We start from the raw sequence: 22,693 nt of genomic DNA, 5'->3' as shown, positions 1-22,693 counted from the left end.
CTCACACTTTTTAATTCGTCAGTACTCTTTATTTATCACCAATTAATGTCAAAGCTTGTTGTAACACTTTTTCACCATTCATCATACCGTAATCAGCCATGTTGATGATATCTAATGGAATTCCTTTTGGCTCAACGCGCTTTTCAAAATCGCCTTTCATAAAACGAACTTGTGGGCCTAATAATAAAACATCAACGTCTTTGCTTGCTAAATGATTATCTGCATCAGAAGCTGATACTGCAAAGATGTCTGTATCTAACCCTTGTGCTTCCGCAGCCTTTTCCATTTTAGTTACTAATAAGCTCGTACTCATACCAGCTGAACAGACAAGCATAATTGTTTTTTTTGACATTGTTAATCTCCCCTTTTCTAAGCCAAGGAACGTAACCGCTTTCTCGTCCCTATGAACCTATTATAGCTAAAAGATAACAATTGTCAACGTTTTCTGAATGCGGTTAACTAATCGAATAACCAACTTGATTTTACTAATTGATTGAACACGATATATTCCTTTGCCAAATTAACAACAACAACTTCATACCCTGCATTCAACCAACCGTAAGCACCTTTTTCCGGATGACGGTAATCATTTGCCCACCAATCCGTAGTCTGTCTGGCAGACTTTGGAAGCCCACTGTTAGGAAATAACAACTCATCCATTTGAGTAAACGTCAAAGTAATTTGCGAACCACCATTATTTTTTATGTAGTGGGTTATAGCATCATATTTTTTCACACGTTCTTTCATTCCCAACTTCACCTACCTTTCCTTTATTATCGCATAGTCCAGCATTTGCGCAACCATTTCGGAAGTTGAAACATCAAAAGATTTTTCATATACTAAAGAAAGTAACTCTTCATTTGAAATGAGGTAAAACAATGATTGAACGTTATCTAACGGTCAAAGAAGATAGCCAAAGTGAAATTGAAATAAAAAAATCCCGATTTATTTGTTCCTTTAAACGCGTGACGACTGAAGAAGAAGCCAAAACGTTTATCCAAGCAGTCAAGAAGGAACACTGGAAAGCAAATCATAACTGTAGTGCTTTTGTCATTGGTGACAAAAGTGAGATTCAACGCAGTAGTGATGACGGAGAGCCAAGCGGAACAGCTGGCATCCCCATGCTTGAAGTTTTAAAAAAGAATGAACTCATCAATGTCGTTGCCGTTGTCACACGTTATTTTGGTGGTATCAAATTAGGTGCTGGTGGACTGATTCGTGCTTACACACAGGCTGTTTCTCACGGTCTAACTGAGGTTGGTATTGTTGAAGGTACCTTACAACAAGAACTCGCCGTTGCCATTACCTATCCTCAATTAGGAAAGTTAGAAAATTTTCTTGAGCTACAACAAGTGACTGTCAAGGAAACTCGTTATACTGATCAAGTAATTGTTGTTTGTATGGTTGATGAAACAGACATCTCACAGTTTAAAGCAACTGTCACTGAACTATTGAATGGACAAGTCACTTTTGAAAAAGGACCAATTTCTTATCACGAAAAACTCATCACACTAAATAAAAAATAAGCAAAAATAAAACAAGCTGAAACAACGAATTGTTTCAGCTTGTTTTATTTTTCTAGGTAAAATTCAAATCGGTTACCAACATATTGCGTACGTACGTATTCAAACGGTGTTCCTTCTTCAAAATAAGAAACTTGTCGTAATCGTAGAACTGCGTCCCCACGTTTGACTTCTAAGTATTCAGAAATCTGCTCTGAAGCTAACATAGCAGAAATCGTTTGGTTTGCATGCCCAATTTTCTTTCCACCTTTTTCTTCTAACGTTCGATACAAAGATTCTGTAATTTCTGATTTGCTATAGCCGTCAATGATTTTCTGTGGAATACTAGCAACTTCAAAACAGATTGGCACGTTATCTGCATAACGAATGCGCTCCATTCGAAGAATCACGTCCTCTTTCTCTAATTGTAATTTTTCCATCTCACTTGAACTAGGTGATGTTAAGAAATAAGAAACCGTTCGACTAGAAGGTACTCGATTTTGTGACTCCATAATTTCGGTGAAACTAGTTGTTCCAGACATTTTCTCTTGAACTTTTTCACGCGCAACATAAGTCCCAGAACCAATTTTTCTCTCTAAGATCCCTTCATCTGCTAAATTTTGGATTGCTTGGCGCAAAGTCATTCGACTCACATTAAATTTCACAGCCAATTCTCTTTCAGAGGGAAGGCGGTCACCGATTTTCCAGACCCCTTGTTCAATCTCATTTTTTAATTGATCATGAATTTGTATATATACGGGTAACTGATTTGACATCTGATTTCATCCTTCCTTTCGTTTTCTTTATTATAACTGGTATATACCTGATTCTCAACAAAAAAAGGATTTTCTCCGTTAGGTAATTGAAACCATTCAGCTTGTTTTCCTTAAGAAAAAGAGGAAAAAGTAAGTTTTAAACCTACTCTTTCCTCTTTTATTGTTGGTACAGTTAAGTTGTTTAGGAGATCGTTTCTTTTGCTAATGTTTTATTAGCTGTTGCCATCATTAAACGAATGCGATTTAATTGATTGACAATCGAAACGCCCGGATCATAATCAATCGCTGCAATATTTGCTTTAGGATATTGACGACGCAATTCTTTGATAACTCCTTTCCCAACTACGTGGTTAGGCAAACAGCCAAATGGTTGCATACAAACAATGTTATTCACATCATGCTTCAACAGTTCAATCATTTCTCCTGTTAAGAACCAACCTTCACCTGTCTGATTTCCAATGGACAAAATTTTACTTGCATCTTCTGCTAAGTCTTGAATTGACTGGATTCCATCAAATCGTTCTGATTTTCTCAAGGCTTTATCCATTGGTTTTTCAATCATTTCAATCATCCGAATCGCAAATTGCGCGAGCAACTTACTTTGTTTAGCCATCCCAAGATTTTCATATTTCCAAATTTGGTTGTATAAGGAATAGTTCATAAAACCAACAATATCAGGAACGACCGCTTCTGCACCTTCTGCTTCGAGTAAGCGAACAATATCGTTATTAGCAGTTGGAGAATACTTAACTAATATTTCTCCAACGACTCCGACTTTTGGCTTTTTCACATCAGAAATCGGTAAGGTATCAAATGCTTTGACAATTTTTTTCATATTGCTATTAAACAACGTTAAGGAGCCATTCCGAACATTTTTTTCAACTCGTTGTAGCCATTCTTCATGTAACCGATCAACTGTCCCTTTTTCTAACTCGTAAGGGCGCGTACGATAGACGACTCTTTCAAACAAATCACCATATAAAAAGGCAATCGCCAAACGTTTCAACATTGGAAACGTGAATTTAAATCCAGGGTTTGATTCAACCCCTTTGTTCCCCATTGAGACTGAAACAACTGGAATATTTCCAAATCCAGCATCATTCAACGCTTTTCTAAGTAATGGAATATAGTTTGTCGCACGACAGCCACCACCAGTTTGAGTCATCATCACACTTGTATTTTCCAAATCGTACTTACCACTTTCCAAGGCTTCCACTAGTTGACCAATGGAGATGATTGCTGGATAACACGCATCATTGTTCACGTATTTCAGTCCAACATTGATTGCTTCATTATCCTCTGCTGGTAAGCAGACAACATTGTAACCAGAAGCGTTTAACGCGACATCAACTAAGCCAGATTGGTGAATTGGACTAAGCATTGGCAACAATAAAGTATGCTTTTCTTTCATTTCTTTTGTAAAGACGATTTTTTCTGGTTCTTCAAATCGTTTGACTGGAACAAAATTTTGCTTGGCTCGTTCATTGACTGCTGCTTTTAAGGATCGTAACCGAATACGAATTGCTCCGAGGTTTGCACCTTCATCAATTTTTAGAACTGTATAGATTTTTCCATATTGCTCCATGATTTCTTCGACTTGGTCTGTTGTTACGGCATCTAAGCCACAACCAAATGAATTCAATTGAACTAATTCAAGATTTTTTGATTTTGCAACAACTCGTGCAGCCGCATATAGCCGTGAGTGGTACACCCATTGATTCACGACGCGTAAATTCCCAACGTCACCTAAATGAGAAATGCTGTCTTCTGTCAAGACATGGAAACCTTCTTGCGTAATTACTTCTGAGATTCCATGATTGATTTCTGGATCTAAATGATAGGGACGACCTGAGATAACAATTCCCCGCTCATTTTTTTGATTCAACATCAATAAGGTTTCTTCACCTTTTTTCTGAATATCTTCCTTAAACGTTGCTAATTCTTCATACCCATGATGCAACGCTTTCGCAATCTGTTCTTCCGAAAAATCAAAATCCGCAAAAGTTTGATGTAAGACTTTTGCTACTGCCGATTCGTTAGCTAAGTTGATAAATGGATTCCGATAATCAACTTTACCATCGCGAATGTCATCCACATTATTTTTAATAACATCTGGATAACTTTGGACAATGGGACAGTTGAAATGATTATCCGCTTCAGTTGATTCTTGTCGTTCAAAGACAACGCCTGGATAGAAAATTCGTGGAATACCTGCATCAATCATTGCTTGAATATGCCCGTGTGTGATTTTAGCTGGATAACACGCTGTGTCACTTGGAATTGTTTCCATTCCTTGCTCGTATAATTCTTTGTTTGAGCGTGGGGATAATTCTACTCTGAATCCTAAATCAGTGAAGAAAGTATGCCACAAAGGATAGTTTTCATACATATTTAAGACTCGAGGGATACCAATCACACCATTGACTGCTTCTTTCTTACGTAATGGACGGTATTTAAACAAACGACGATACTTATAATCGACTAGGTTAACTTTTTTATCTTCCTTCTTGATCTTGATTCGAGCGCCACGTTCACAGCGATTTCCCGTGATAAATTGGCGACCATCAGAAAATAACGTAACTGTTAACATACAGTTATTTTCACACAAACCGCAATGCGTAAATTCCTTTTCTGCAGTAAAGTGATCAAGCTCTTCTTCTGACAAAATGGTGCTTTCTTCACCTAACGCATAATTTTCCATGGCAATCAGCGCTGCTCCGTAAGCCCCCATCAGTCCAGCAATTGAGGGACGAACAACTTCGCGTCCACTAATCAATTCAAATGCGCGCAACACCGCTTCGTTATAAAAAGTTCCACCTTGGCAAACAATTTTTTCGCCAAGATCTTCTGGTCTACGAATCTTAATTACTTTATAAATAGCATTTTTGATAACAGAATAAGACAACCCAGCAGAAATATCTCCTACAGATGCACCTTCTTTTTGAACTTGCTTCACTTTCGAATTCATAAAGACTGTACAGCGAGAACCTAAATCAACTGGTGCTTTGGATTCCACTGCAGCTTTCGCAAAATCTCGTACATCATAATTCAATGATTTAGCAAATGTTTCAATAAATGAACCACAGCCAGAAGAGCAGGCTTCATTTAATTGGATTGAAGAAAGCACACCATCTTTGATCGTCATGGCTTTCATATCTTGACCACCAATATCTAAAATAAAATCAACACCAGGTTGGAAAAAATTTGCCGCTTTGTAATGCGCCATCGTTTCCACTTCACCAATATCAACTTTTAAAGCATTCTTGATCAATAATTCGCCATAACCTGTTGCTGCTGCTTTTCCGATAAAAACGTCTTCTGGTAATTGACTGTATAATTCTTTTAGCACTTTCATCGTTGTTTCTAAAGGCTGGCCTTCATTATTACCATAGAAAGAAAAGAGAATCTCGCCTTCTTCATTAATCAAGGTAACTTTTGTCGTTGTTGAACCTGCATCGATTCCTAAAAATGCTACACCATGATGTTCTGAAAGTAATTTTTCTGAAGCAGTCGCTTGTGCATGACGCTCGCGAAAAGCGGTCAAATCTGCCTCTTCTTCGAACAACGGAGCTAACGTAGTTGACGGGGTCAATTGTGCTTGATTACCATTTTCCAAAGCATCAAGTAAAGCCTCAATTGTCGTCACTCGTGCTTCTTCAGCGTAAAACGCGGCACCCATTGCCACAAATAACTGCGGATTTTCTGGAAAAATGACATTTTCTGGCGCAATGTCTAACGTTTCAACAAATCGTTTGCGTAATTCTGACATAAAGTACAGTGGACCACCTAAAAATGCCACTTTGCCTTTAATTTTTCGTCCAGCTGCCAATCCAGCAATTGTTTGATTTACTACAGCTTGAAAAATACTCGCTGCAATATCCGCTTTATCTGCTCCTTCATTGATCAATGGCTGTACATCCGTTTTAGCGAACACGCCACACCGTGAAGCAATCGGGTAGATTTGCCGATATTCCTTGGCTAGCTCATTCACACCATTTGAATCAGTTTTCAACAAAACAGCCATTTGGTCAATAAATGCACCTGTCCCGCCAGCACAGCTACCATTCATACGTTGTTCCAGTGCACCTTCAAAAAAAGTAATTTTCGCATCTTCTCCACCTAATTCAATCGCCACATCTGTTTCAGGAATTATTTCTTCGACCGTGCGTGTACACGCAATCACCTCCTGAACAAAAGGAATGTTCAATACATCGGCAAGTCCCATACCGCCTGATCCAGTAATTGCCATTGCAATTGGTTGGTTTTGAACCAAGGCTTGTGCTTCACGTAAAGTCTTAGCTGTTGCTTTCTTGACATCTGAATAATGACGTTCATATTTAGAAAAAATTGTTTGATTTCGTTCATCTAGTAATACTAATTTGACAGTCGTAGACCCAACGTCAATTCCCGCTCGTAAGTTCATCTGTTCTTCACCCTCCTCAAACAGACAGTTTGTTGATTATCTAACAAAGTGTCTGTTATACTACTTATGTATATTTTAGGAACAATTTATTGGTTTTGCAACTGGCAAACACCCCCTATTTGTGAGATAAGCAACAAACAAATCAAAAATGTCGAATAACAAGTGAGGAATTTTTTATGGTTAAGAAAATTGATCTTCGAGTGAAGCGAACACACAAAATGATTATCGAGGCATTTATTCGCTTGGTGGAAGAAAAAGGATATGATAACGTGACCGTGCAAGATATTGCCGATGAAGCAATGATTAATCGTGCGACCTTTTATGCTCATTTTAAAGACAAACAAGATCTCTACGAACAAATTTTTGAAATGGCGATCAACGCCTTTACCTCTGTGTTAGATTTGGAACAACTTGTTCATGGCAACCGGATCAAAGTCAAACAAATCATTGCTGCACTGACGAATATTTACAAAAATATCCAAGAAAGAAAAGCTTTCTTTTTGACTATCATGGACGGTTCATCCAACGAGCTTTTGCGTAAAAAACTAGAAGAACTTTTATACAATAAATACGCAAACATCTTCAATCGCTTAAAGATTACAGAAAATGAACTTGAAGTGCCTATCGATTTTATCATCGAATACATGACTTCCATCTTCATCGGAACTCTTCACTGGTGGATTACTAGTGACACGAACATGTCGGCAGAACAATTGGCTGCTTTAGTCGTAAAATTAGTAGGAAACGGTCACCTAACTGTATTAGGAATCGAAGTCGAAAGATAACAAAAAACTGCCAAGCCGCTTTTTTTAGCGTTTGGCAGTTTTTTGTTATTATTAGCGGTTTTTTGCTAACCATTTTTTCGTATGATTGGTTGGACGTTTTGACTTGATTTGGACTGCTTTTTTTGCATTTTTTGGAAGTCCGACTTCTACATCATATTTTCCGGATTTAACCAAATCATATATTTTCTCAGCAGTTTCATCGACTTTTTCTTTCCATTTCATTCTCTTCACCCTTTCCATTTAAGTGCCTAATTTAACTCTAGCCTAATTCTTCAAATACTTCAAGAAGCAAGACACTGTAAGCAAAAAAAAAAACGAGATAACAGAAACTGTTATCTCGTAAACGTCCATTTCATAACTGGGGTAGCTGGATTCGAACCAACGCATGAGGGAGTCAAAGTCCCTTGCCTTACCGCTTGGCTATACCCCAATAAAAAAATGGAGGAGAGTGGATTCGAACCACTGAACCCTAAGGAACGGATTTACAGTCCGTCGCGTTTAGCCACTTCGCTACTCCTCCGAAAGGTCTGTATCAACCTGACTTAGTTATAATACCTAATTTCACAGATTTTTGCAACCCTTTATTGAAAACTTTTTTGATATTTTTTTAGTCTTGTAAATTCCAATGGCGAATTACTGTTTCTATCGCATTTTCAAGACTTTTTTCTTTCCCAAAATCCTCTTCACCGAAAAATATTTCGAATTCTTTTGGGCCATATGCTAAAATTTCACCAATATTTTTTTTACCAATAAATAACTGAGTAACCTCATAATTTTTGCCATTAATTACTTTTTGGATTTCTTCTACTCGTACTTCAATATCTTTATTCTTTTTTGACATCATTCTCACCTCCCACCTATTTTAGCATACTCTCCACAATAAAATATACCCTGTTTACTCAACAGGGCATACAATCATTCTTTTGTTTCATTTCTTTTCGTTCTCATGCTTCTCTTTGACTTCGAGCATAGTAATTCGCAGCAGCGCCAACTAAATTTGCATCATTTCGATAGTCACATAATAAGATTTCTGGAACAAAATCGTGTAGATCCAACTTGTCCATTAATTTTTCAATACGTTGATTCAATTCGTCAATAAGTCCCTCTTTTGCAGATATCCCACCACCGAGCACAATCACTTCTGGATCAAATGAAAACTGAATACTGAACAGTCCTTTTGCCAAGTAATCATAAAATTTTTCCACTTCTTCTTGTGCAATCACATCACCTGATTCAGCCAGTTGAAATACTTCTTTTCCAGAATAGGTCATCTTGTCTAAACCTAAACGTTCACAATAACGCCAAGCCATCTGCACAGCAGTTCCTAAGCGGCTGAATGTTTGATCACCATCTAAAAACATCATCCCGAACTCGCCACCATAAAGATGAGCACCTTTGTTCATTTGTCCCTTCGTAAACATTGCACCACCAATTCCTGTCCCAATAACAACAAATGCAACATCTTGGTAATTGCGCGCTGCACCTTCATAAAATTCTGCCATTCCAGCACAATTCGCATCATTTTCAATGGTAATTGGTAATCCAAATAATTCTTCTAATTCTTTAAAAATATTAAATCCGTGAATATAAGGAATCGCACTAATTCCCTCAATAATTTGACGCTCACTGTTAACCACACCGGGAGCGCTGATACCAATGCCTTCAATTGCGTTTGTTTCAGCAAACGCTTGGTATGTTTCACTTAATTTTTGTTTCATTTCTTCCCAAGTACCAGGTGTTGGAAATTGGTTGGTTGCTTCTAACTGATGGCCATTCCAATAACCATATTTTACTGCCGAACCACCAAAATCAAATACAAGAATTCCCATAACTATTTTCGCTCCTTTTTGCTTCCTAAAAATATTGTAAAACAATCCTTATGTTTTTGAAAGCCTTTTCCGTAAATGGTTAGGGAATTCTAGCGAAGCGATTGAATCGTTCTGGCTAAGGTCACTTGATCTCTTAATCGAATACCTTCTTCATAAATGGGCTCTACATAGTTTTTGATAAAATAATCCTTTTCTCGGGAAATTTCGCTAAAGCCCTTCTTTTGATACAAATGTAAAGCAGCAGAAGTAATGCTGCCTGTACGAATGATGATTTGTGTTTGGCTATCTACCTCTTCAATGATTTGTCGGAATGCAGCTTCTAATAATAAGCCACCGATTCCTTTTCCCTGACTTTGTGGTGCTACTGCAACATTCATGATTTCAAATTCGTTTTTTGTTGCGACAAAAATCAAGACTCCTAGCGTTTCTCCATTATCTTTCCAAACAATTCCTTCTCCTTGCTCAAGATAAGCAAGAACTTTTTCTTTTTCAGGATCCGCATCCAATAGCAAATCCCAAGGAAGTTCATTTGGTTTTAATTGCTCGATCATCGGTAACCTTTCTCCTTTCAACGATAAAAAAAGAGTAAACTTTTCCCTTTTACTCTTTTCCTTCATAATCTGGCTGTTCTTTGTCGACTGTATTCCTTGTTAATTTAAAGTTCTTTGGCACATAGTCAATGCCCCCTCTTACAAAAGGATGACAACGTAAAATTCGTGCTGTTCCCATCAATGTTCCTTTCACAGCCCCATGTACTTGAATCGCACGGATCATGTAATTCGAACACGTTGGATAATACCGACAGCTCGGTGGAAATGCTGGCGAAATGAATCGTTGATAGCCTCTTACTAAATAAATCAGAAATTTTTTCATCTACTCTGCCTCACTAATCATTCTATGTAAAAAGGAGCTGCGACAAAAGTTTGCCACAACCCCTTAGATCTCAGTTAAAAAAGTCTCGAATATGAAGCCACAAATCAAGTTGGAAAACTCGGAAAGGATTTCCGCCACCGATTACGCCGTAACCAATCATTGTACCGGCAATAAAAAGAAGAAAAAGTAAGATGATTACAATTAAAATCTTCATCAAACTGACTAAAATATAACGATGGTTACTCATTCAAACACGTCCTTAAGCGATAGTTTGTGCAGTTTTTTCTGTTGGTGTTTGATCCATTTCAACACGTTCAACATTTGCACCAAGTTGTTGTAATTTCAAATGGAAATTATAATAGCCACGATCTAAATATTTCAAATTACGAACACGTGTCACACCATTTGCTTTTAATCCAGCTAAAATCAAGGCAGCAGCAGCACGTAGATCCGTAGCATATACTTCTGCACCTTGTAATTCATGTGCCCCTTCAATCATTGCAACATTCCCATCAATTTTAACGTGCGCATTCATACGACGCATTTCTTCTAAATGTTGGAAACGATTTTCAAAGACTGTTTCAGTTACGACACTTGTGCCTTCAGCAACCATTTGAATGGCTGTCATTTGTGCTTGCATATCTGTTGGAAAGCCAGGATGAGGCATTGTTTTCACGTCAGTTGGTAATACATGTTTTGGTCCAACAACACGAACGCCGCCTTCTTCATCTGTAATCGTCGCACCCATTTCTGTTAACTTAGAAATCAAAGGACGATTGTGTTCAGAGATTGCATCAGCAATTAAAACATTTCCTTCTGTCATTGCTGCGGCGACCATGAATGTTCCTGCTTCAATACGGTCTTGAACGATTGAATGTGTCACTGCATGTAAATGCTCAACACCTTCAATACGCATTGTTTCTGTACCAGCACCATAAATATTGGCACCCATTTTATTTAAGATATTTGCTAAGTCAACAATTTCGGGTTCACGAGCAACGTTTTCGATAATCGTCGTACCTTTTGCTTTCACAGCAGCCATCATGATATTTTGTGTTGCACCTACACTTGGAAAGTCTAGGTAGATAGTATTACCAATCAATTCATCAGCGATTGCTTCGATATAACCATTTTTTTGGATAATTTTTGCGCCTAGCGCTTGGAATCCTTTTAAATGCAAATCAATTGGGCGTTTGCCAATGGCACAGCCACCAGGCATTGCCACTTTTGCATGACCATTTCTGGCTAACAATGGGCCCATAACAACGATTGATGCGCGCATTTGACTAACATATTCATAAGGCGCTTCGATTTCTAATTGTCTTGACGCATTAAGTGTCACTTGATTTTGATCTTCATCAAAGTCAACATCTACATTCAAATGACGAATCACTTGATTCATTGTAAATACATCTGAAAGAATTGGAACATTTGTTAATGTTGTTGTTCCTTCTTCCGCTAATAAACTAGCAGCTAAAATTGGTAATACAGCATTTTTAGCTCCTTCAATTTTGACAGTTCCTGTTAATTGATTGCCACCTTGTACGATGATCTCTTCCATGTTGTTCCCCCCAAAAAAATTCCAATGAGCATACTCTTACTCAAAATCTTTTTTATTATAGCATTTCTTCTTTTAAAATAGTACCCTTTTTTGAAATTAGATACTAACAAAAAGATTCCGACATAACGCTATGATTTCTAGAAAAAAATTACTGGCAGTGTATCCTAAAAAAATTGAAAAAAAGACAATTACCATTCTGATTTGCGTAGTATTCTGCATATATTTAAAAAACGTTTCTGTACGCAAAGAACGCAAAGACCAAAAAGCTAAATAAATAAACGCTAAATGACTCACAATTCGAATAATCGCGTCAATTCCATAGACTTGCATCATAACGTCCTTTCTTGCATCTATTTACTGTAAACTCAATAAAACGATAATACCATAAATTTTCTAAAAGGAAAAATAACTGTGCCTTTTTTACATAAAATAAATGCAATTAAAAAAACTGTGCCAAAATCAAGGACTGACTTTGGCACAGTTTTTATCAAAAAATAAGTTCATTTGAATCTACGTGTGCTTAGAAACATTAATCCGATTGATTGCACGGTGTAATGCAACAGTTGCACGTTTCAATTCATTCGTATCTTCTTTTTGTTTTGCTTCTTCGATTTGGCGTTCTGCTCGTTGTTTTGCTCTTTCAGCACGAGAAACATCAATATCGCGCTCACGTTCCGCAGTATCTGCGACGATTGAAACTAGATTATCACGAACTTCCATGATTCCTCCGTTAACGGCAATCCAGTCAACGTGCGTATCAGAGTCCGTTCTTTTGATGCGAACTTCATCAATGGCTAAAGGAACGATAATTGGAGCATGTTTCGGTAAAATCCCCAATTCTCCAGCAGTTGTACGTGCAACGACAATTGCTGCATGGTGATCATAGACCAAGCCGTCAGGTGTTACCACATTAACTGTTAAAAATTGATCCATGGGGCACCCCTTTCTAGTAGCCTAGTTTTTTCGCTTTTTCAACGACATCTTCAATTCGACCTACGCTTCGGAAAGCTTCTTCAGGAAGATCGTCATATTTACCTTCCAAGATTTCACGGAAACCTTTAACTGTTTCTTCAACAGGAACGTATGATCCTGGAAGACCAGTAAATTGTTCTGCAACGTTAAAGTTTTGTGACAAGAAGAATTGAATTCGACGTGCACGAGAAACTAAAACTTTTTCTTGATCAGATAATTCATCCATCCCTAAGATTGCAATGATATCTTGCAATTCACGGTAACGTTGTAAAACGTGTTGGACTTCAGTAGCGACTTTATAGTGTTCTTCCCCAACGATTTCCGGTGCAAGTGCACTTGAAGATGATGCAAGTGGATCTACCGCTGGATAAATCCCTTGTTCAGTTAATTTACGTTCCAAGTTGGTCGTTGCATCTAAGTGAGCAAATGTTGTAGCTGGCGCAGGGTCAGTATAGTCATCGGCTGGTACATAGATTGCTTGGATGGAAGTGATTGAACCTTTTTTCGTTGAAGTAATACGTTCTTGTAATTGACCCATTTCTGTTGCTAAAGTTGGTTGGTAACCAACGGCAGAAGGCATACGGCCAAGTAAGGCAGATACTTCTGAACCAGCTTGTGTGAAACGGAAAATATTATCAATAAATAGTAATACGTCTTGACCTTCAACATCACGGAAGTATTCAGCAATTGTTAAACCAGTCAAGGCAACACGCATACGCGCACCTGGTGGCTCATTCATTTGTCCAAACACCATCGCTGTTTTTTCAATAACGCCAGAATCTTTCATTTCATAGTAAAGGTCGTTCCCTTCACGTGTACGTTCACCAACACCGGTAAACACAGAAATACCACCATGTTCTTGTGCGATATTGTGGATCAATTCTTGGATCAGTACGGTTTTACCAACACCGGCACCACCGAACAAACCAACTTTCCCACCTTTAAGGTAAGGAGCTAATAAGTCAATAACTTTGATCCCTGTTTCTAAAATCTCAGTACTTGTGCTTAATTCATCAAAATTAGGTGCTTTTTTATGAATTTCGCTTCTTTCAGCATCTTCTGGGAAAGGTTTTTCTAAATCAATTGTATCCCCTAATACGTTGAATACGCGACCTAATGTTTCTTTACCAACTGGAACAGAGATTGCTTTGCCTGTATCGACAACTTCCATCCCTCTTTGTAAACCGTCTGTTGATTCCATCGCAATCGTACGGATTACACCGTCACCTAGTTCTAGGGTTGCTTCAAGAACAACTTTTGATTTTTTCTCATCTTTTTTATAAACAACTAAAGCGTTGTTGATATCTGGTAAGGATTGGTCTAAAGAAAATTCCACGTCGACAACGGGACCGATTACTTGAACAATCTTGCCTGAACTCATCTTTTTTCCTCCAATCTCAATACTATTCTAGTGCCGAAGCTCCGGCAACAATTTCGGTAATTTCTTGGGTAATAGCCCCTTGTCTTGCACGGTTATAAGAAACCGTCAAGTCATCAATAATGTTTGCAGCATTATCAGTTGCTGTTTTCATTGCAGTCATGCCTGCTGCGTGTTCGGCAGTTTTAGCATCTACAATCGCACCATAAATCAAACTTTCAGCATATTGAGGCAATAATTGAGCTAAGATTTTTTCTTTTGAAGGTTCAAAAATATATTCTTGCTCAAAGCTTGTTGCTTCTTCTGGATCTAAATCTGAGATTGGTAACATCTTTTCTACACGAAATTGACTAGTTAATGAATTTATATGGTGGTTATAGCACACATATAATTCGTCAAAAACTTCATTTTGATACATTGTTGTAGCCATGTTTACGATTTTTCTAACTTCGTCAAAACTTGGTTGGTCAGATAAGTTACGTAATTCATACGCAAGGTCAATGCCACGAGCTTTGAAAAAGTCCGCGCCAGTACCACCAATTGCAATCATCACATACTCGTCGGATGATTGGTGATCTTCTTCCAAAATAGACATCGTTTGTTTCAAAATTGAACTATTATAACCGCCAACTAAACCACCGTCAGCTGTGATGACAATATAGCCTGTCTTTTTAACAGGGCGACTAATCAACATTGAGTTATAATTAATGTCATTATTTGTGTTTGAAGAAGCAATATCACTTAATTGGGTTGCTGTTAAATGCGTAACGATTTCTCTCACTTTGTTCGCGTAGACCTGAAACTTCTTAGATGAAGCTTCCGACTTCGTTAACTTTGAAGCAGAAACCATTTGCATGGCACGCGTAATTTGACTTGTTTTTTTCGTTGAAGCAATACGTGTCTTAATTTCATTTAGTGAAGCACCCATTCATCTCACCTCACTATGCATTTTGAATGGATTTCAATTTGTCTTCTGTCGAGGATGTACTACCTTTAGAAGCTAAGAAAATGTCTTTATATTCTTTGATTACGCTGTTCAACTCATCTTCTTCTGGAAGATCTTGTGTTGTACGGATAATTTCAAAGATATTTGGATGATTTGTATCCAAGTATTCAAATAATTCACTTTCAAAGTCAAGAATGCTATCCACTGGGATGCTGTCTAGGAAACCATGCGTCAATGCATATAAAATGACTACTTGTTTTTCTACAGCAAGTGGTGCATGTAATTTTTGTTTCAAGATTTCTACAGTACGACGACCACGATTTAATTTAGCTTGTGTCGCTGCATCCAAATCTGAACCAAATTGCGTAAATGCTTCAAGTTCACGGTAACTTGCTAAGTCAAGACGTAGCGTTCCGGCAACTTTTTTCATTGCTTTGATTTGTGCAGAACCACCAACACGGGATACAGATAACCCAGCATCAACGGCTGGACGTGTTCCTGCGTAGAACAAATCACTTTCTAAGAAAATTTGTCCATCAGTGATTGAAATAACATTTGTTGGAATATATGCAGAGATATCTCCTGCTTGTGTTTCAACGAATGGCAAAGCAGTCATTGAACCGCCACCTAATTCATCACTTAATTTTGCTGCGCGTTCTAGCAAACGTGAATGCAAGTAGAAAACATCCCCTGGATATGCTTCACGACCTGGCGGACGGCGTAGTAGTAGTGAAAGTTCACGATAAGCAACAGCTTGTTTTGATAAATCATCAAAGATAATCAAAACATGTTTGCCGTTATACATGAATTCTTCACCCATCGCTGTACCAGCATAAGGTGCAATGTAAAGTAATGGTGCTGGTTGAGAAGCACCCGCATTGACTACGATTGTATAGTCCATAGCGCCATATTTTTTCAATGTTTCAACTTGTGTACGTACAGTTGAATCTTTTTGTCCAATCGCAACGTAGATACAAATCATATCTTGCCCTTTTTGGTTGATAATTGTATCAATTGCAATGGATGTTTTACCTGTTTTACGGTCACCGATAACTAATTCACGTTGACCACGACCAATTGGTACTAAAGCATCGATTGCTTTTAGACCTGTTTGCATTGGTTCATTAACTGATTTACGTTGCATAACACCTGGTGCCATTGCTTCTACGGGACGAGCTTTATCGGTAACGATTTCTCCTAGTCCATCAATCGGTTGACCTAAAGGATTCACGACACGTCCAATCAAAGAATCTCCAACTGGAACTTCCATGATTTTACCTGTACGTTTTACTTTATCACCTTCACGAATGGATTCGAAATCACCAAGGATAATAATCCCTACATCATTTGATTCTAAGTTTTGCGCCATTCCGTATGAGCCGTTTGAAAATTCAAGCAACTCACCACTCATTGCATTTTCCAATCCATGCGCACGAGCAATCCCGTCACCGACGTATGTGACAGTACCAATTTCTTCAACTGAAAGCACGCTTTGATAATTTTCAATTTGTTCTTTAATCAAGGCACTAATTTCTTCTGCTTTGATGGCCATTCGATTCACCTACCTCTTTGTACTATCTATTTAATTGATTACGCATTGTTTCCAATTGCGTCCGAATGCTGCCGTCGATCACTCGATGGTCGGCTTCAACAATTGCGCCACCAAGAATAGAAGAATCAACGATTGTTTCTAATTCAACTGTTTGATAGTTCATTGTTTTTGCTACATTCTGTTCTAATTTTTTTAACTGTTCATCAGATAAAGGAACGGCAGTTTTTACTGTTCCAAGTAATAATCCATTATTCTCATTATAACGATGTTCATATTCGTCAATCATGAACAACAGATCATCCATCCGATTGTAATTGTAGACCACTTCTAAAAAGTTCTTAACAACACCGTCATAGCCACTAATCAACTTATCCATGATAAGTCGTTTTTCATGTGGTTCTAAACGAGCATCACTGAGCACTTCCCCTAATTCAGGGACTTTTTCATAAATTTTACGCAAGCTCAACAGTTCTTGATAGATTTCTTCACTCTTGTTTGAATCGATCGCCAGTTCAAACAAAGCTTTTCCATAGCGTCTACCGACAGTATATTTATCTAGTTTCATTTGAAGAACCTAGACCTTCGATATATTGGTTGATTAATGATTCATGCATTTCTGGAGATAATTCTTTATTCAAGATTTTTTCCGCAATTTGAAGTGAAAGATCAGCAACATCGTCTTTAACAGAGTTTAACGCATTGTCACGTTCTAACGTGATATCCGATTTAGCTTTGTTTTTTAGACGAATAACTTCATCTTGTGTATCCTTCAAAATATTTTGGCGGCTAAGTTCTCCACTTTCTTTCGCATTTTTAATAATTTCAGCTGCGTCAGAGCGAGAAGCTAACAATTGTTGTTCGCGTTCTTGTTCCATTTTCGCTGAGTTGATGCGAGATTGTTCTGCAGAATCTAAATCATTGGCGATCTTATCTTCACGTTTCTTCAAAATTTCACTAATTGGTCCCCAAGCAAAATGCTTTAAAAGAGCAAGTAGGATCAAAAATGAGCCGCTGACAACGATGATATTACCTAACATCGGATTGCCAACTTCTGCAATTGCCAATTGATTCAGCATAAGCTAGCCTTCCTTTCTTTGAGGTCTCTCTAGTTTCAATGAGAATAATATAGTACTTAACTTCTTTCTACATGAATACTAGAATTAAAGCGATAACCACACCAAGAATAGGAACAGCTTCAACTAAGGCTACCCCAATAAACATTGTTGTACGTAATTGACCAGACATTTCAGGTTGGCGAGCCATTGATTCGATTGTTTTTGAGATTACCTTACCATTACCATAACCGGCACCGATTGCTGCCCCTAAAATTGCGATTGCTGCTGCGATATAATTCATAATATTTTTTCCTCCTAAAATAAATAGTAAATTACTTAAATAAATATTACTCTTCTACTTCAATCTTATGGCTCATATAAACCATCGATAAAGTGACAAAGACAAATGCTTGGATGCTTCCGATAAACAATGAAAATGCAATCCAGATCATCTCTAATGGAATCGCTAATGGCAAGGATAGCCACCCTAGACTTGTCATCATTTTTGCAATCAAGGTTAGCAAAACTTCCCCCGCAAAAATATTCCCATAAAGACGTAAAGCAAGTGTTAATAAGTTTGTAAATTCTTCAATGATCTTCATTGGTAACATGAAACTATACGGTTTCAAGAATGAATTTACAAAATAGCCTTTCAACCCAAATCGTTTTACCCCAAACAAATGTGTAAGTAAAATCATCATAAATGCCAAGGTCAATGTCACAAATGGGTCAGCTGTTGGGCTTTTCCAAAGTGTCGTTTCATCTGGTAATACGATTTTTGTCATTAGACCGATATTATTTGCAATAAATACAAATAAGAATAAGGTAAATGCAAGTAAATGGAAATTACTTAGTTCTTTTCTAGGCAAGTTATCTGTAACGATTCCTCGACTAAAATCAATTACCCATTCAATCGCATTTTGTTTTCCAGTTGGTTTCATCTTTAAGTTACGCGTAAAGAAGTACACTAGAAAGAAAACGATTAGACAAGTCAATAACACCATCATACAAACAGTACCATCAAACCACACAGGTCCAATGTGGAACGTTAGCGAGCGTTCATCCAATTCATTTCACCTCTTTTCTCTTTTCCCTGAAATTCACATGAAATAACTTTCAAGTGCGCATTTGGTTTCTCTGAAAAAATCTGATCATAACCAATCGGTATCATACCACCATGAAACAGAAAATACAAAACATTTTCATGAAAATTAGACACTTTTTCGTTTCAGTCTAATTTGATGAAGTTTTCACTTAAATTATGATGGTGATTTTCTAGGAAAACCTTTAGTAATCGTGCTTTATCAGATTAAATGCTACCAAATTTTATCACTAAGTAAAAGTAAAAGCACCGAATATGCGAAAAAGGATATTGAAATTATCTGGAGAAATTTTTCAACGTCCGATCAATTTGACGATCGACATCTTTACGCTTCAAATCTTCTCGTTTGTCGTAGGACTTTTTCCCTTTAGCTAAACCAATCAAAACTTTGGCGTACCCATTCTTGATGTACACTTTTAATGGGACGATTGTTACCCCTGCATTTTTTGTTTCACCAACTAGTCGGGCAATTTGTTTTTTGTGCAAAAGTAGTTTGCGTGTCCGCAACGGATCGTGGTTAAAAATATTTCCCTGTTCATACGGACTGATGTGGACATTATATAGGAAGGCTTCGCCATTTCGAACACGTACGAATCCATCTTTTAGATTGATTCGGCTATTTCGAATCGATTTGATCTCAGTCCCTTGTAAAACCATGCCTGCTTCCATCGTGTCAATAATCGAGTAGTCATGGCGAGCCTTCTTATTTTGTGCAATTAATTTTCCCTCGCCTTTTGGCATTCTACTTCCCCCAAACTATCTTATTTTTTCTTTTTCTTAATTCCTTTATAGAAAGGTTTTTTACCACCTTTTCCTTTTTTCTTAGCAGGCTGGAAGTCATTTCTCTTCCCGCCTACTTTTTTATTTCGTGGAGCTGCTTTGCGTCCACGATTTTGATTTTGTTTGCCTGATGCTTTCCCTTTTTGCTTTGCTTTTGGTCGTTCAAGTTGAGGCACTTCTTCTGCCGAAACTAACTCAAAATCAACTGCTCGTTCTTCTGGACTTGCTTTGACTACTTTGACGCGGACCTTTTGCCCAATTTTAAATGTTAGCCCCGTTCGTTCGCCAACTAATGCTAAATGATTTTCAATAAAGTGGAAATAGTCTTGTTTCAAGTCATTGATGTGGATCAGACCTTCGATTGTATTAGGTAGCTCAATAAACAAACCGAATTTTACCACTGAGCTAATGATGCCATCAAACTCTTCCCCGACTTTATCCATCATGTATTCTGCTTTTTTCATTGCATCAACTTCACGTTCTGCTTCCACTGCTCGGCGTTCCATTTTTGAGCTGTGTTCAGCAATGTCTGGAAGTTCTGCAGACCAGATTGCTTGTTTTTCTTCACTACGATCTTCACCATAAGAACGAATCAAACGGTGAACAATCAAGTCTGGATAACGGCGAATTGGTGAAGTAAAGTGTGTGTAGTACTCTGCTGCTAAGCCATAATGACCGTAGTTTTCTTCTGAATAACGAGCTTGTTGCATGCTTCGTAACAACATCGTATTAATTACCGCAGATTCAGGCTTTTCTTCCACATCTTCGATTACTTTTTGCAAGTCTTTCGGCGTAATCGTACCTTTTGTCCCTCTAACTAGGATTCCTAATGCTGAAGCAAAGTCAAAGAAGCGTTGCATTTTTTCTTCCTTAGGTTGTTCATGAATTCGATAGATGAATGGTAAATGAAGATCATGATAATGTTGCGCCACTGTCTCATTGGCAGCAAGCATAAATGATTCAATCAAGCGTTCCCCTACACCACGTGTTCGCAGCAAAATATCCAATGGATGTCCTTCTGGATTCACTAACACTTTCGCTTCGCGATCTTCAAAAGAAATAGCCCCACGGCGAATCCGCATACTCTCTAAAATCTCGTGTAGTTCTTTCATGGCTTGAAACATTGGCACTAATTGTTTATAACGTTTCATTGTTTCAGGTTCTTCATCTTCTAAAATTTCATTCACGGCAGTATAAGTCATTCGTTCGGTTGTTTGAATAACACTTTGGAAAATCTCATGACTAACGACATGCCCACTTGAATCAATTTCCATTTCACAACTCATCGTCAATCTTGGCACATGTGGGTTTAATGAACAAATTCCGTTTGACAATCGTTGTGGAATCATTGGGATCACACGGTCAGTCAAATAGACACTTGTTCCACGATCATAAGCTTCTCGATCCAACTGGCTTCCTTGTGTTACATAATAAGAAACATCTGCAATATGAACGCCTAAAAAGTAATTTCCATTTGCTAGTTTGCGAACAGTTACTGCATCATCTAAGTCCTTTGCATCTTCACCATCAATCGTTACAATCAATTGATCCCGTAAATCACGTCGACCAACCAAATCTTTTTCATTGATATGATCAGGAACTTTATCTGCTTCTGCCACTACATCATCAGGAAATTTTGTTGGAATTCCGTTTGCTACAACGATTGATAAAATATCCATACCAGGGTCATTTTTATGGCCAATTACTTGTTTGACAATTCCTTCTAAACTAGTAGCATAGCCATTTTCTGGGTAATGGGTCAATTCTACAATCACGATACTTCCATCTACTGGGCGGATTCCTTCTGCAGCTGCATACACCTTAAACTTTGTTAATTTTTTATCTTTAGGGATCACGACACCATAAAGATCCGTTTCTGCTTCTTCCTCAGGTGAATAAGCAACGAACTCACCAACGAGTTGTGTTGTTCCACGTTTTCGGATTTCAACAATCTTTCCTTCAGCTCCTCGATCAAGTGCCGTATCTGCCGTTTTAATAATATCGATTGCTACAGTGTCTCCGTCCATTGCATAACCAGTTGATTCTTTCGGGATATAGATGTCATCTTCTTCGGGATCAATCGTTACAAAACCAAAGCCACGTTCATTGCCACGAAATGTTCCTTCAATCAATAATGGTTGTAATGGTAATTTCACTTTACCTTTCTTATTAAAAACGATGCTCTGCTCTCTTTCCATTTGTGCAATTGTTTGAACTAATAATTTAAAGTCTTCACTTTTTTGAAAGCCTAAGCCTTCTGCAATTTCTTCCATTGAAAAGCTTTTTTTACGGCTACTTTCCATAAAAAAAATAATTTTTTCTTTAATTGTTTTTTTTGTCATTTATTTTCCTCATTCCAGGGTAATTTCTCTAAAAATTCTAAGACATCTCGTTCTAACTCCCGCCGAGCGTTTCCAACCGTAATCACATGCTTACTGGTTGGATACCATTGAAGCGTTACTCGCTGTTTATTCAAACGACGAGCCGTTTCATAAACACCCATTGGATCAATCATTTCATCTTGACCTGCTTGAGCTAGGAACATTGGTGCTTGAATTTTTGACAGCTTTTCATTTGCATAAGCTGCTTGTTCTTGTATATCTGTTAATTGTTCCTTAACTAAGGGACGATAAATTTCAAGTTGTTGCTGAATTTCTGTTTCTGACAGTCCTGCGATATTCAATACTTGTTGTGCATAAATGAGAAAGTTTTCTGGTACATTCGTTTCTACTGGTGAAATTGGTGAACAGAAAAAGCCGCCTCCAATCACATTTTCTTCTTCAAGTAGTCTTGTCGCAAAAATACCACCCATAGACAAACCAAAAACAGCAATCTCATGAAAGCCATTTGCTTTTAAAAACGCGAGCGCTGCTTTCGCATCTTCCCACCAAGTTGTGGCGTCTTGATGTAAAATATCTTCTGGATTCAACGTTCCATGTCCCGAAAACATCGGTGCATAAACAGTATAATTTGCTTTTTCTAAAAAACGGCAAAGCATTCGGACATCGTTTGAGCTACCTGAATATGCGTGCAAAAGTAAAACAGCTTTCTCTCCATGCTCCGCATAAAATGATTTTGGTAAACTTCCTTTCAATTCAATCACCTCTCGCTCTTCATTTTAACATAGTTGCACTCAGAAACTTCTCGTTTTCACCTGCT

The 22,693-nt window shown here is 37.8% G+C and carries 25 protein-coding genes and 2 tRNA genes; 2 read left to right on the top strand and 25 right to left on the bottom strand.

Annotation, left to right across the window (positions count from 1 at the left end; translation table 11 throughout):
* Window positions 1-28 precede the first annotated feature (28 nt).
* Together IGJ66_RS03135 and IGJ66_RS03130 are read right to left on the bottom strand one after the other, a co-directional pair.
* Window positions 29-352 carry a PTS sugar transporter subunit IIB gene (locus IGJ66_RS03135; protein ID WP_067483795.1) on the bottom strand — a complete coding sequence of 108 codons (324 nt, stop codon included), beginning with the start codon at window positions 350-352 and terminating at the stop codon, window positions 29-31.
* A 107-nt stretch (window positions 353-459) separates the two neighbouring features.
* Window positions 460-747, bottom strand: a complete 288-nt coding sequence (locus tag IGJ66_RS03130) for a DUF7662 domain-containing protein (protein ID WP_067483793.1) — start codon at window positions 745-747, stop codon at window positions 460-462.
* A 131-nt stretch (window positions 748-878) separates the two neighbouring features.
* Between IGJ66_RS03130 and IGJ66_RS03125 the strand changes: the two genes are divergently transcribed.
* Window positions 879-1,526, top strand: coding sequence for a YigZ family protein (locus IGJ66_RS03125; protein WP_430616811.1), 648 nt, complete (start codon window positions 879-881; stop codon window positions 1,524-1,526).
* A gap of 44 nt (window positions 1,527-1,570) precedes the next feature.
* On the opposite strand, the gene IGJ66_RS03120 is transcribed toward IGJ66_RS03125, so the two are convergent.
* On the bottom strand, window positions 1,571-2,278 hold the full coding sequence (locus IGJ66_RS03120) for a GntR family transcriptional regulator (protein WP_067483789.1): 708 nt from the start codon (window positions 2,276-2,278) through the stop codon (window positions 1,571-1,573).
* Between the two features lie 181 nt (window positions 2,279-2,459).
* Window positions 2,460-6,701: an acyl-CoA dehydratase activase-related protein gene (locus IGJ66_RS03115; protein WP_430616810.1), complete on the bottom strand. Its 4,242-nt coding sequence runs from the start codon at window positions 6,699-6,701 to the stop codon at window positions 2,460-2,462.
* A gap of 176 nt (window positions 6,702-6,877) precedes the next feature.
* On the opposite strand from IGJ66_RS03115, the gene IGJ66_RS03110 reads away from it, so the two are divergent.
* The gene (locus IGJ66_RS03110) at window positions 6,878-7,486 is read left to right on the top strand and encodes a TetR/AcrR family transcriptional regulator (protein ID WP_067483786.1); all 609 of its coding nucleotides are present in this window, start codon (window positions 6,878-6,880) and stop codon (window positions 7,484-7,486) included.
* Window positions 7,487-7,537: 51 nt separating this feature from the next.
* On the opposite strand, the gene IGJ66_RS03105 is transcribed toward IGJ66_RS03110, so the two are convergent.
* The 21 genes from IGJ66_RS03105 to IGJ66_RS03005 all read right to left on the bottom strand — a co-directional run bounded on the left by IGJ66_RS03105 (window position 7,538) and on the right by IGJ66_RS03005 (window position 22,628).
* Window positions 7,538-7,708: a hypothetical protein gene (locus IGJ66_RS03105; protein WP_086270628.1), complete on the bottom strand. Its 171-nt coding sequence runs from the start codon at window positions 7,706-7,708 to the stop codon at window positions 7,538-7,540.
* A 136-nt stretch (window positions 7,709-7,844) separates the two neighbouring features.
* Window positions 7,845-7,916 (bottom strand) — tRNA-Gln (locus tag IGJ66_RS03100).
* Between the two features lie 9 nt (window positions 7,917-7,925).
* A tRNA-Tyr gene (locus IGJ66_RS03095) sits at window positions 7,926-8,006 on the bottom strand.
* An 87-nt stretch (window positions 8,007-8,093) separates the two neighbouring features.
* Window positions 8,094-8,330: a DUF2969 domain-containing protein gene (locus IGJ66_RS03090; RefSeq protein ID WP_172843719.1), complete on the bottom strand. Its 237-nt coding sequence runs from the start codon at window positions 8,328-8,330 to the stop codon at window positions 8,094-8,096.
* 100 nt (window positions 8,331-8,430) lie between these two features.
* Window positions 8,431-9,315, bottom strand: coding sequence for an ROK family protein (locus tag IGJ66_RS03085; RefSeq protein WP_071868685.1), 885 nt, complete (start codon window positions 9,313-9,315; stop codon window positions 8,431-8,433).
* Between the two features lie 89 nt (window positions 9,316-9,404).
* Window positions 9,405-9,866 carry a GNAT family N-acetyltransferase gene (locus IGJ66_RS03080; RefSeq protein WP_086270627.1) on the bottom strand — a complete coding sequence of 154 codons (462 nt, stop codon included), beginning with the start codon at window positions 9,864-9,866 and terminating at the stop codon, window positions 9,405-9,407.
* A 49-nt stretch (window positions 9,867-9,915) separates the two neighbouring features.
* Entirely contained in the window at window positions 9,916-10,188 is a 273-nt protein-coding gene (gene yidD, locus IGJ66_RS03075; protein ID WP_067483780.1) for a membrane protein insertion efficiency factor YidD, read from the bottom strand.
* Between the two features lie 70 nt (window positions 10,189-10,258).
* A complete protein-coding gene (locus tag IGJ66_RS03070) occupies window positions 10,259-10,435 on the bottom strand; it encodes a DNA-directed RNA polymerase subunit beta (RefSeq protein WP_067483778.1) in 177 nt (58 codons plus the stop codon).
* Between the two features lie 12 nt (window positions 10,436-10,447).
* Window positions 10,448-11,749 (bottom strand): UDP-N-acetylglucosamine 1-carboxyvinyltransferase, encoded by a 1,302-nt coding sequence (gene murA / locus IGJ66_RS03065; protein WP_067483776.1) that lies wholly within the window; start codon window positions 11,747-11,749, stop codon window positions 10,448-10,450.
* 96 nt (window positions 11,750-11,845) lie between these two features.
* Complete coding sequence (locus IGJ66_RS03060) at window positions 11,846-12,079, bottom strand: DUF1146 family protein (protein WP_067483774.1); 234 nt, start codon at window positions 12,077-12,079, stop codon at window positions 11,846-11,848.
* Window positions 12,080-12,259: 180 nt separating this feature from the next.
* Entirely contained in the window at window positions 12,260-12,682 is a 423-nt protein-coding gene (locus tag IGJ66_RS03055; RefSeq protein ID WP_067483772.1) for a F0F1 ATP synthase subunit epsilon, read from the bottom strand.
* A gap of 13 nt (window positions 12,683-12,695) precedes the next feature.
* On the bottom strand, window positions 12,696-14,102 hold the full coding sequence (gene atpD / locus IGJ66_RS03050) for a F0F1 ATP synthase subunit beta (RefSeq protein WP_067483770.1): 1,407 nt from the start codon (window positions 14,100-14,102) through the stop codon (window positions 12,696-12,698).
* A 22-nt stretch (window positions 14,103-14,124) separates the two neighbouring features.
* Window positions 14,125-15,027, bottom strand: a complete 903-nt coding sequence (locus IGJ66_RS03045) for a F0F1 ATP synthase subunit gamma (protein ID WP_067483768.1) — start codon at window positions 15,025-15,027, stop codon at window positions 14,125-14,127.
* A 13-nt stretch (window positions 15,028-15,040) separates the two neighbouring features.
* Window positions 15,041-16,597, bottom strand: coding sequence for a F0F1 ATP synthase subunit alpha (atpA, locus tag IGJ66_RS03040; protein WP_067483766.1), 1,557 nt, complete (start codon window positions 16,595-16,597; stop codon window positions 15,041-15,043).
* 22 nt (window positions 16,598-16,619) lie between these two features.
* On the bottom strand, window positions 16,620-17,162 hold the full coding sequence (gene atpH, locus IGJ66_RS03035) for an ATP synthase F1 subunit delta (protein WP_067483764.1): 543 nt from the start codon (window positions 17,160-17,162) through the stop codon (window positions 16,620-16,622).
* Window positions 17,149-17,673, bottom strand: a complete 525-nt coding sequence (atpF, locus tag IGJ66_RS03030) for a F0F1 ATP synthase subunit B (protein ID WP_067483762.1) — start codon at window positions 17,671-17,673, stop codon at window positions 17,149-17,151. The genes atpH and atpF overlap by 14 nt, the downstream gene beginning before the upstream one ends.
* Window positions 17,674-17,740: 67 nt before the next feature.
* Complete coding sequence (gene atpE, locus IGJ66_RS03025) at window positions 17,741-17,953, bottom strand: ATP synthase F0 subunit C (protein WP_067483760.1); 213 nt, start codon at window positions 17,951-17,953, stop codon at window positions 17,741-17,743.
* Between the two features lie 46 nt (window positions 17,954-17,999).
* Entirely contained in the window at window positions 18,000-18,719 is a 720-nt protein-coding gene (gene atpB / locus IGJ66_RS03020; protein WP_067483758.1) for a F0F1 ATP synthase subunit A, read from the bottom strand.
* A gap of 311 nt (window positions 18,720-19,030) precedes the next feature.
* On the bottom strand, window positions 19,031-19,495 hold the full coding sequence (gene smpB / locus IGJ66_RS03015) for an SsrA-binding protein SmpB (protein WP_067483756.1): 465 nt from the start codon (window positions 19,493-19,495) through the stop codon (window positions 19,031-19,033).
* Window positions 19,496-19,515: 20 nt separating this feature from the next.
* A complete protein-coding gene (gene rnr / locus IGJ66_RS03010; RefSeq protein WP_430616809.1) occupies window positions 19,516-21,876 on the bottom strand; it encodes a ribonuclease R in 2,361 nt (786 codons plus the stop codon).
* Complete coding sequence (locus IGJ66_RS03005; protein ID WP_067484143.1) at window positions 21,873-22,628, bottom strand: alpha/beta hydrolase; 756 nt, start codon at window positions 22,626-22,628, stop codon at window positions 21,873-21,875. The genes rnr and IGJ66_RS03005 overlap by 4 nt, the downstream gene beginning before the upstream one ends.
* Between the last annotated feature and the right edge of the window lie 65 nt (window positions 22,629-22,693).

The sequence above is a fragment of the Enterococcus sp. DIV0176 genome (genome assembly GCF_050528535.1).
Taxonomy (GTDB): domain Bacteria; phylum Bacillota; class Bacilli; order Lactobacillales; family Enterococcaceae; genus Enterococcus_B; species Enterococcus_B thailandicus.
Note: the sequence above shows the minus strand (reverse complement) of the source record. Positions and strands in the feature narration are given on the sequence as shown.

What these genes read in the sequence shown, in the direction of transcription:
- IGJ66_RS03135 (WP_067483795.1), bottom strand. Translation starts at nt 352, where the DNA reads ATGTCAAAAAAAACAATTATGCTTGTCTGTTCAGCTGGTATGAGTACG.
- IGJ66_RS03130 (WP_067483793.1), bottom strand. Translation starts at nt 747, where the DNA reads ATGAAAGAACGTGTGAAAAAATATGATGCTATAACCCACTACATAAAA.
- IGJ66_RS03125 (WP_430616811.1), top strand. Translation starts at nt 879, where the DNA reads ATGATTGAACGTTATCTAACGGTCAAAGAAGATAGCCAAAGTGAAATT.
- IGJ66_RS03120 (WP_067483789.1), bottom strand. Translation starts at nt 2,278, where the DNA reads ATGTCAAATCAGTTACCCGTATATATACAAATTCATGATCAATTAAAA.
- IGJ66_RS03115 (WP_430616810.1), bottom strand. Translation starts at nt 6,701, where the DNA reads ATGAACTTACGAGCGGGAATTGACGTTGGGTCTACGACTGTCAAATTA.
- IGJ66_RS03110 (WP_067483786.1), top strand. Translation starts at nt 6,878, where the DNA reads ATGGTTAAGAAAATTGATCTTCGAGTGAAGCGAACACACAAAATGATT.
- IGJ66_RS03105 (WP_086270628.1), bottom strand. Translation starts at nt 7,708, where the DNA reads ATGAAATGGAAAGAAAAAGTCGATGAAACTGCTGAGAAAATATATGAT.
- IGJ66_RS03090 (WP_172843719.1), bottom strand. Translation starts at nt 8,330, where the DNA reads ATGATGTCAAAAAAGAATAAAGATATTGAAGTACGAGTAGAAGAAATC.
- IGJ66_RS03085 (WP_071868685.1), bottom strand. Translation starts at nt 9,315, where the DNA reads ATGGGAATTCTTGTATTTGATTTTGGTGGTTCGGCAGTAAAATATGGT.
- IGJ66_RS03080 (WP_086270627.1), bottom strand. Translation starts at nt 9,866, where the DNA reads ATGATCGAGCAATTAAAACCAAATGAACTTCCTTGGGATTTGCTATTG.
- yidD (WP_067483780.1), bottom strand. Translation starts at nt 10,188, where the DNA reads ATGAAAAAATTTCTGATTTATTTAGTAAGAGGCTATCAACGATTCATT.
- IGJ66_RS03070 (WP_067483778.1), bottom strand. Translation starts at nt 10,435, where the DNA reads ATGAGTAACCATCGTTATATTTTAGTCAGTTTGATGAAGATTTTAATT.
- murA (WP_067483776.1), bottom strand. Translation starts at nt 11,749, where the DNA reads ATGGAAGAGATCATCGTACAAGGTGGCAATCAATTAACAGGAACTGTC.
- IGJ66_RS03060 (WP_067483774.1), bottom strand. Translation starts at nt 12,079, where the DNA reads ATGCAAGTCTATGGAATTGACGCGATTATTCGAATTGTGAGTCATTTA.
- IGJ66_RS03055 (WP_067483772.1), bottom strand. Translation starts at nt 12,682, where the DNA reads ATGGATCAATTTTTAACAGTTAATGTGGTAACACCTGACGGCTTGGTC.
- atpD (WP_067483770.1), bottom strand. Translation starts at nt 14,102, where the DNA reads ATGAGTTCAGGCAAGATTGTTCAAGTAATCGGTCCCGTTGTCGACGTG.
- IGJ66_RS03045 (WP_067483768.1), bottom strand. Translation starts at nt 15,027, where the DNA reads ATGGGTGCTTCACTAAATGAAATTAAGACACGTATTGCTTCAACGAAA.
- atpA (WP_067483766.1), bottom strand. Translation starts at nt 16,597, where the DNA reads ATGGCCATCAAAGCAGAAGAAATTAGTGCCTTGATTAAAGAACAAATT.
- atpH (WP_067483764.1), bottom strand. Translation starts at nt 17,162, where the DNA reads ATGAAACTAGATAAATATACTGTCGGTAGACGCTATGGAAAAGCTTTG.
- atpF (WP_067483762.1), bottom strand. Translation starts at nt 17,673, where the DNA reads ATGCTGAATCAATTGGCAATTGCAGAAGTTGGCAATCCGATGTTAGGT.
- atpE (WP_067483760.1), bottom strand. Translation starts at nt 17,953, where the DNA reads ATGAATTATATCGCAGCAGCAATCGCAATTTTAGGGGCAGCAATCGGT.
- smpB (WP_067483756.1), bottom strand. Translation starts at nt 19,495, where the DNA reads ATGCCAAAAGGCGAGGGAAAATTAATTGCACAAAATAAGAAGGCTCGC.
- rnr (WP_430616809.1), bottom strand. Translation starts at nt 21,876, where the DNA reads ATGACAAAAAAAACAATTAAAGAAAAAATTATTTTTTTTATGGAAAGT.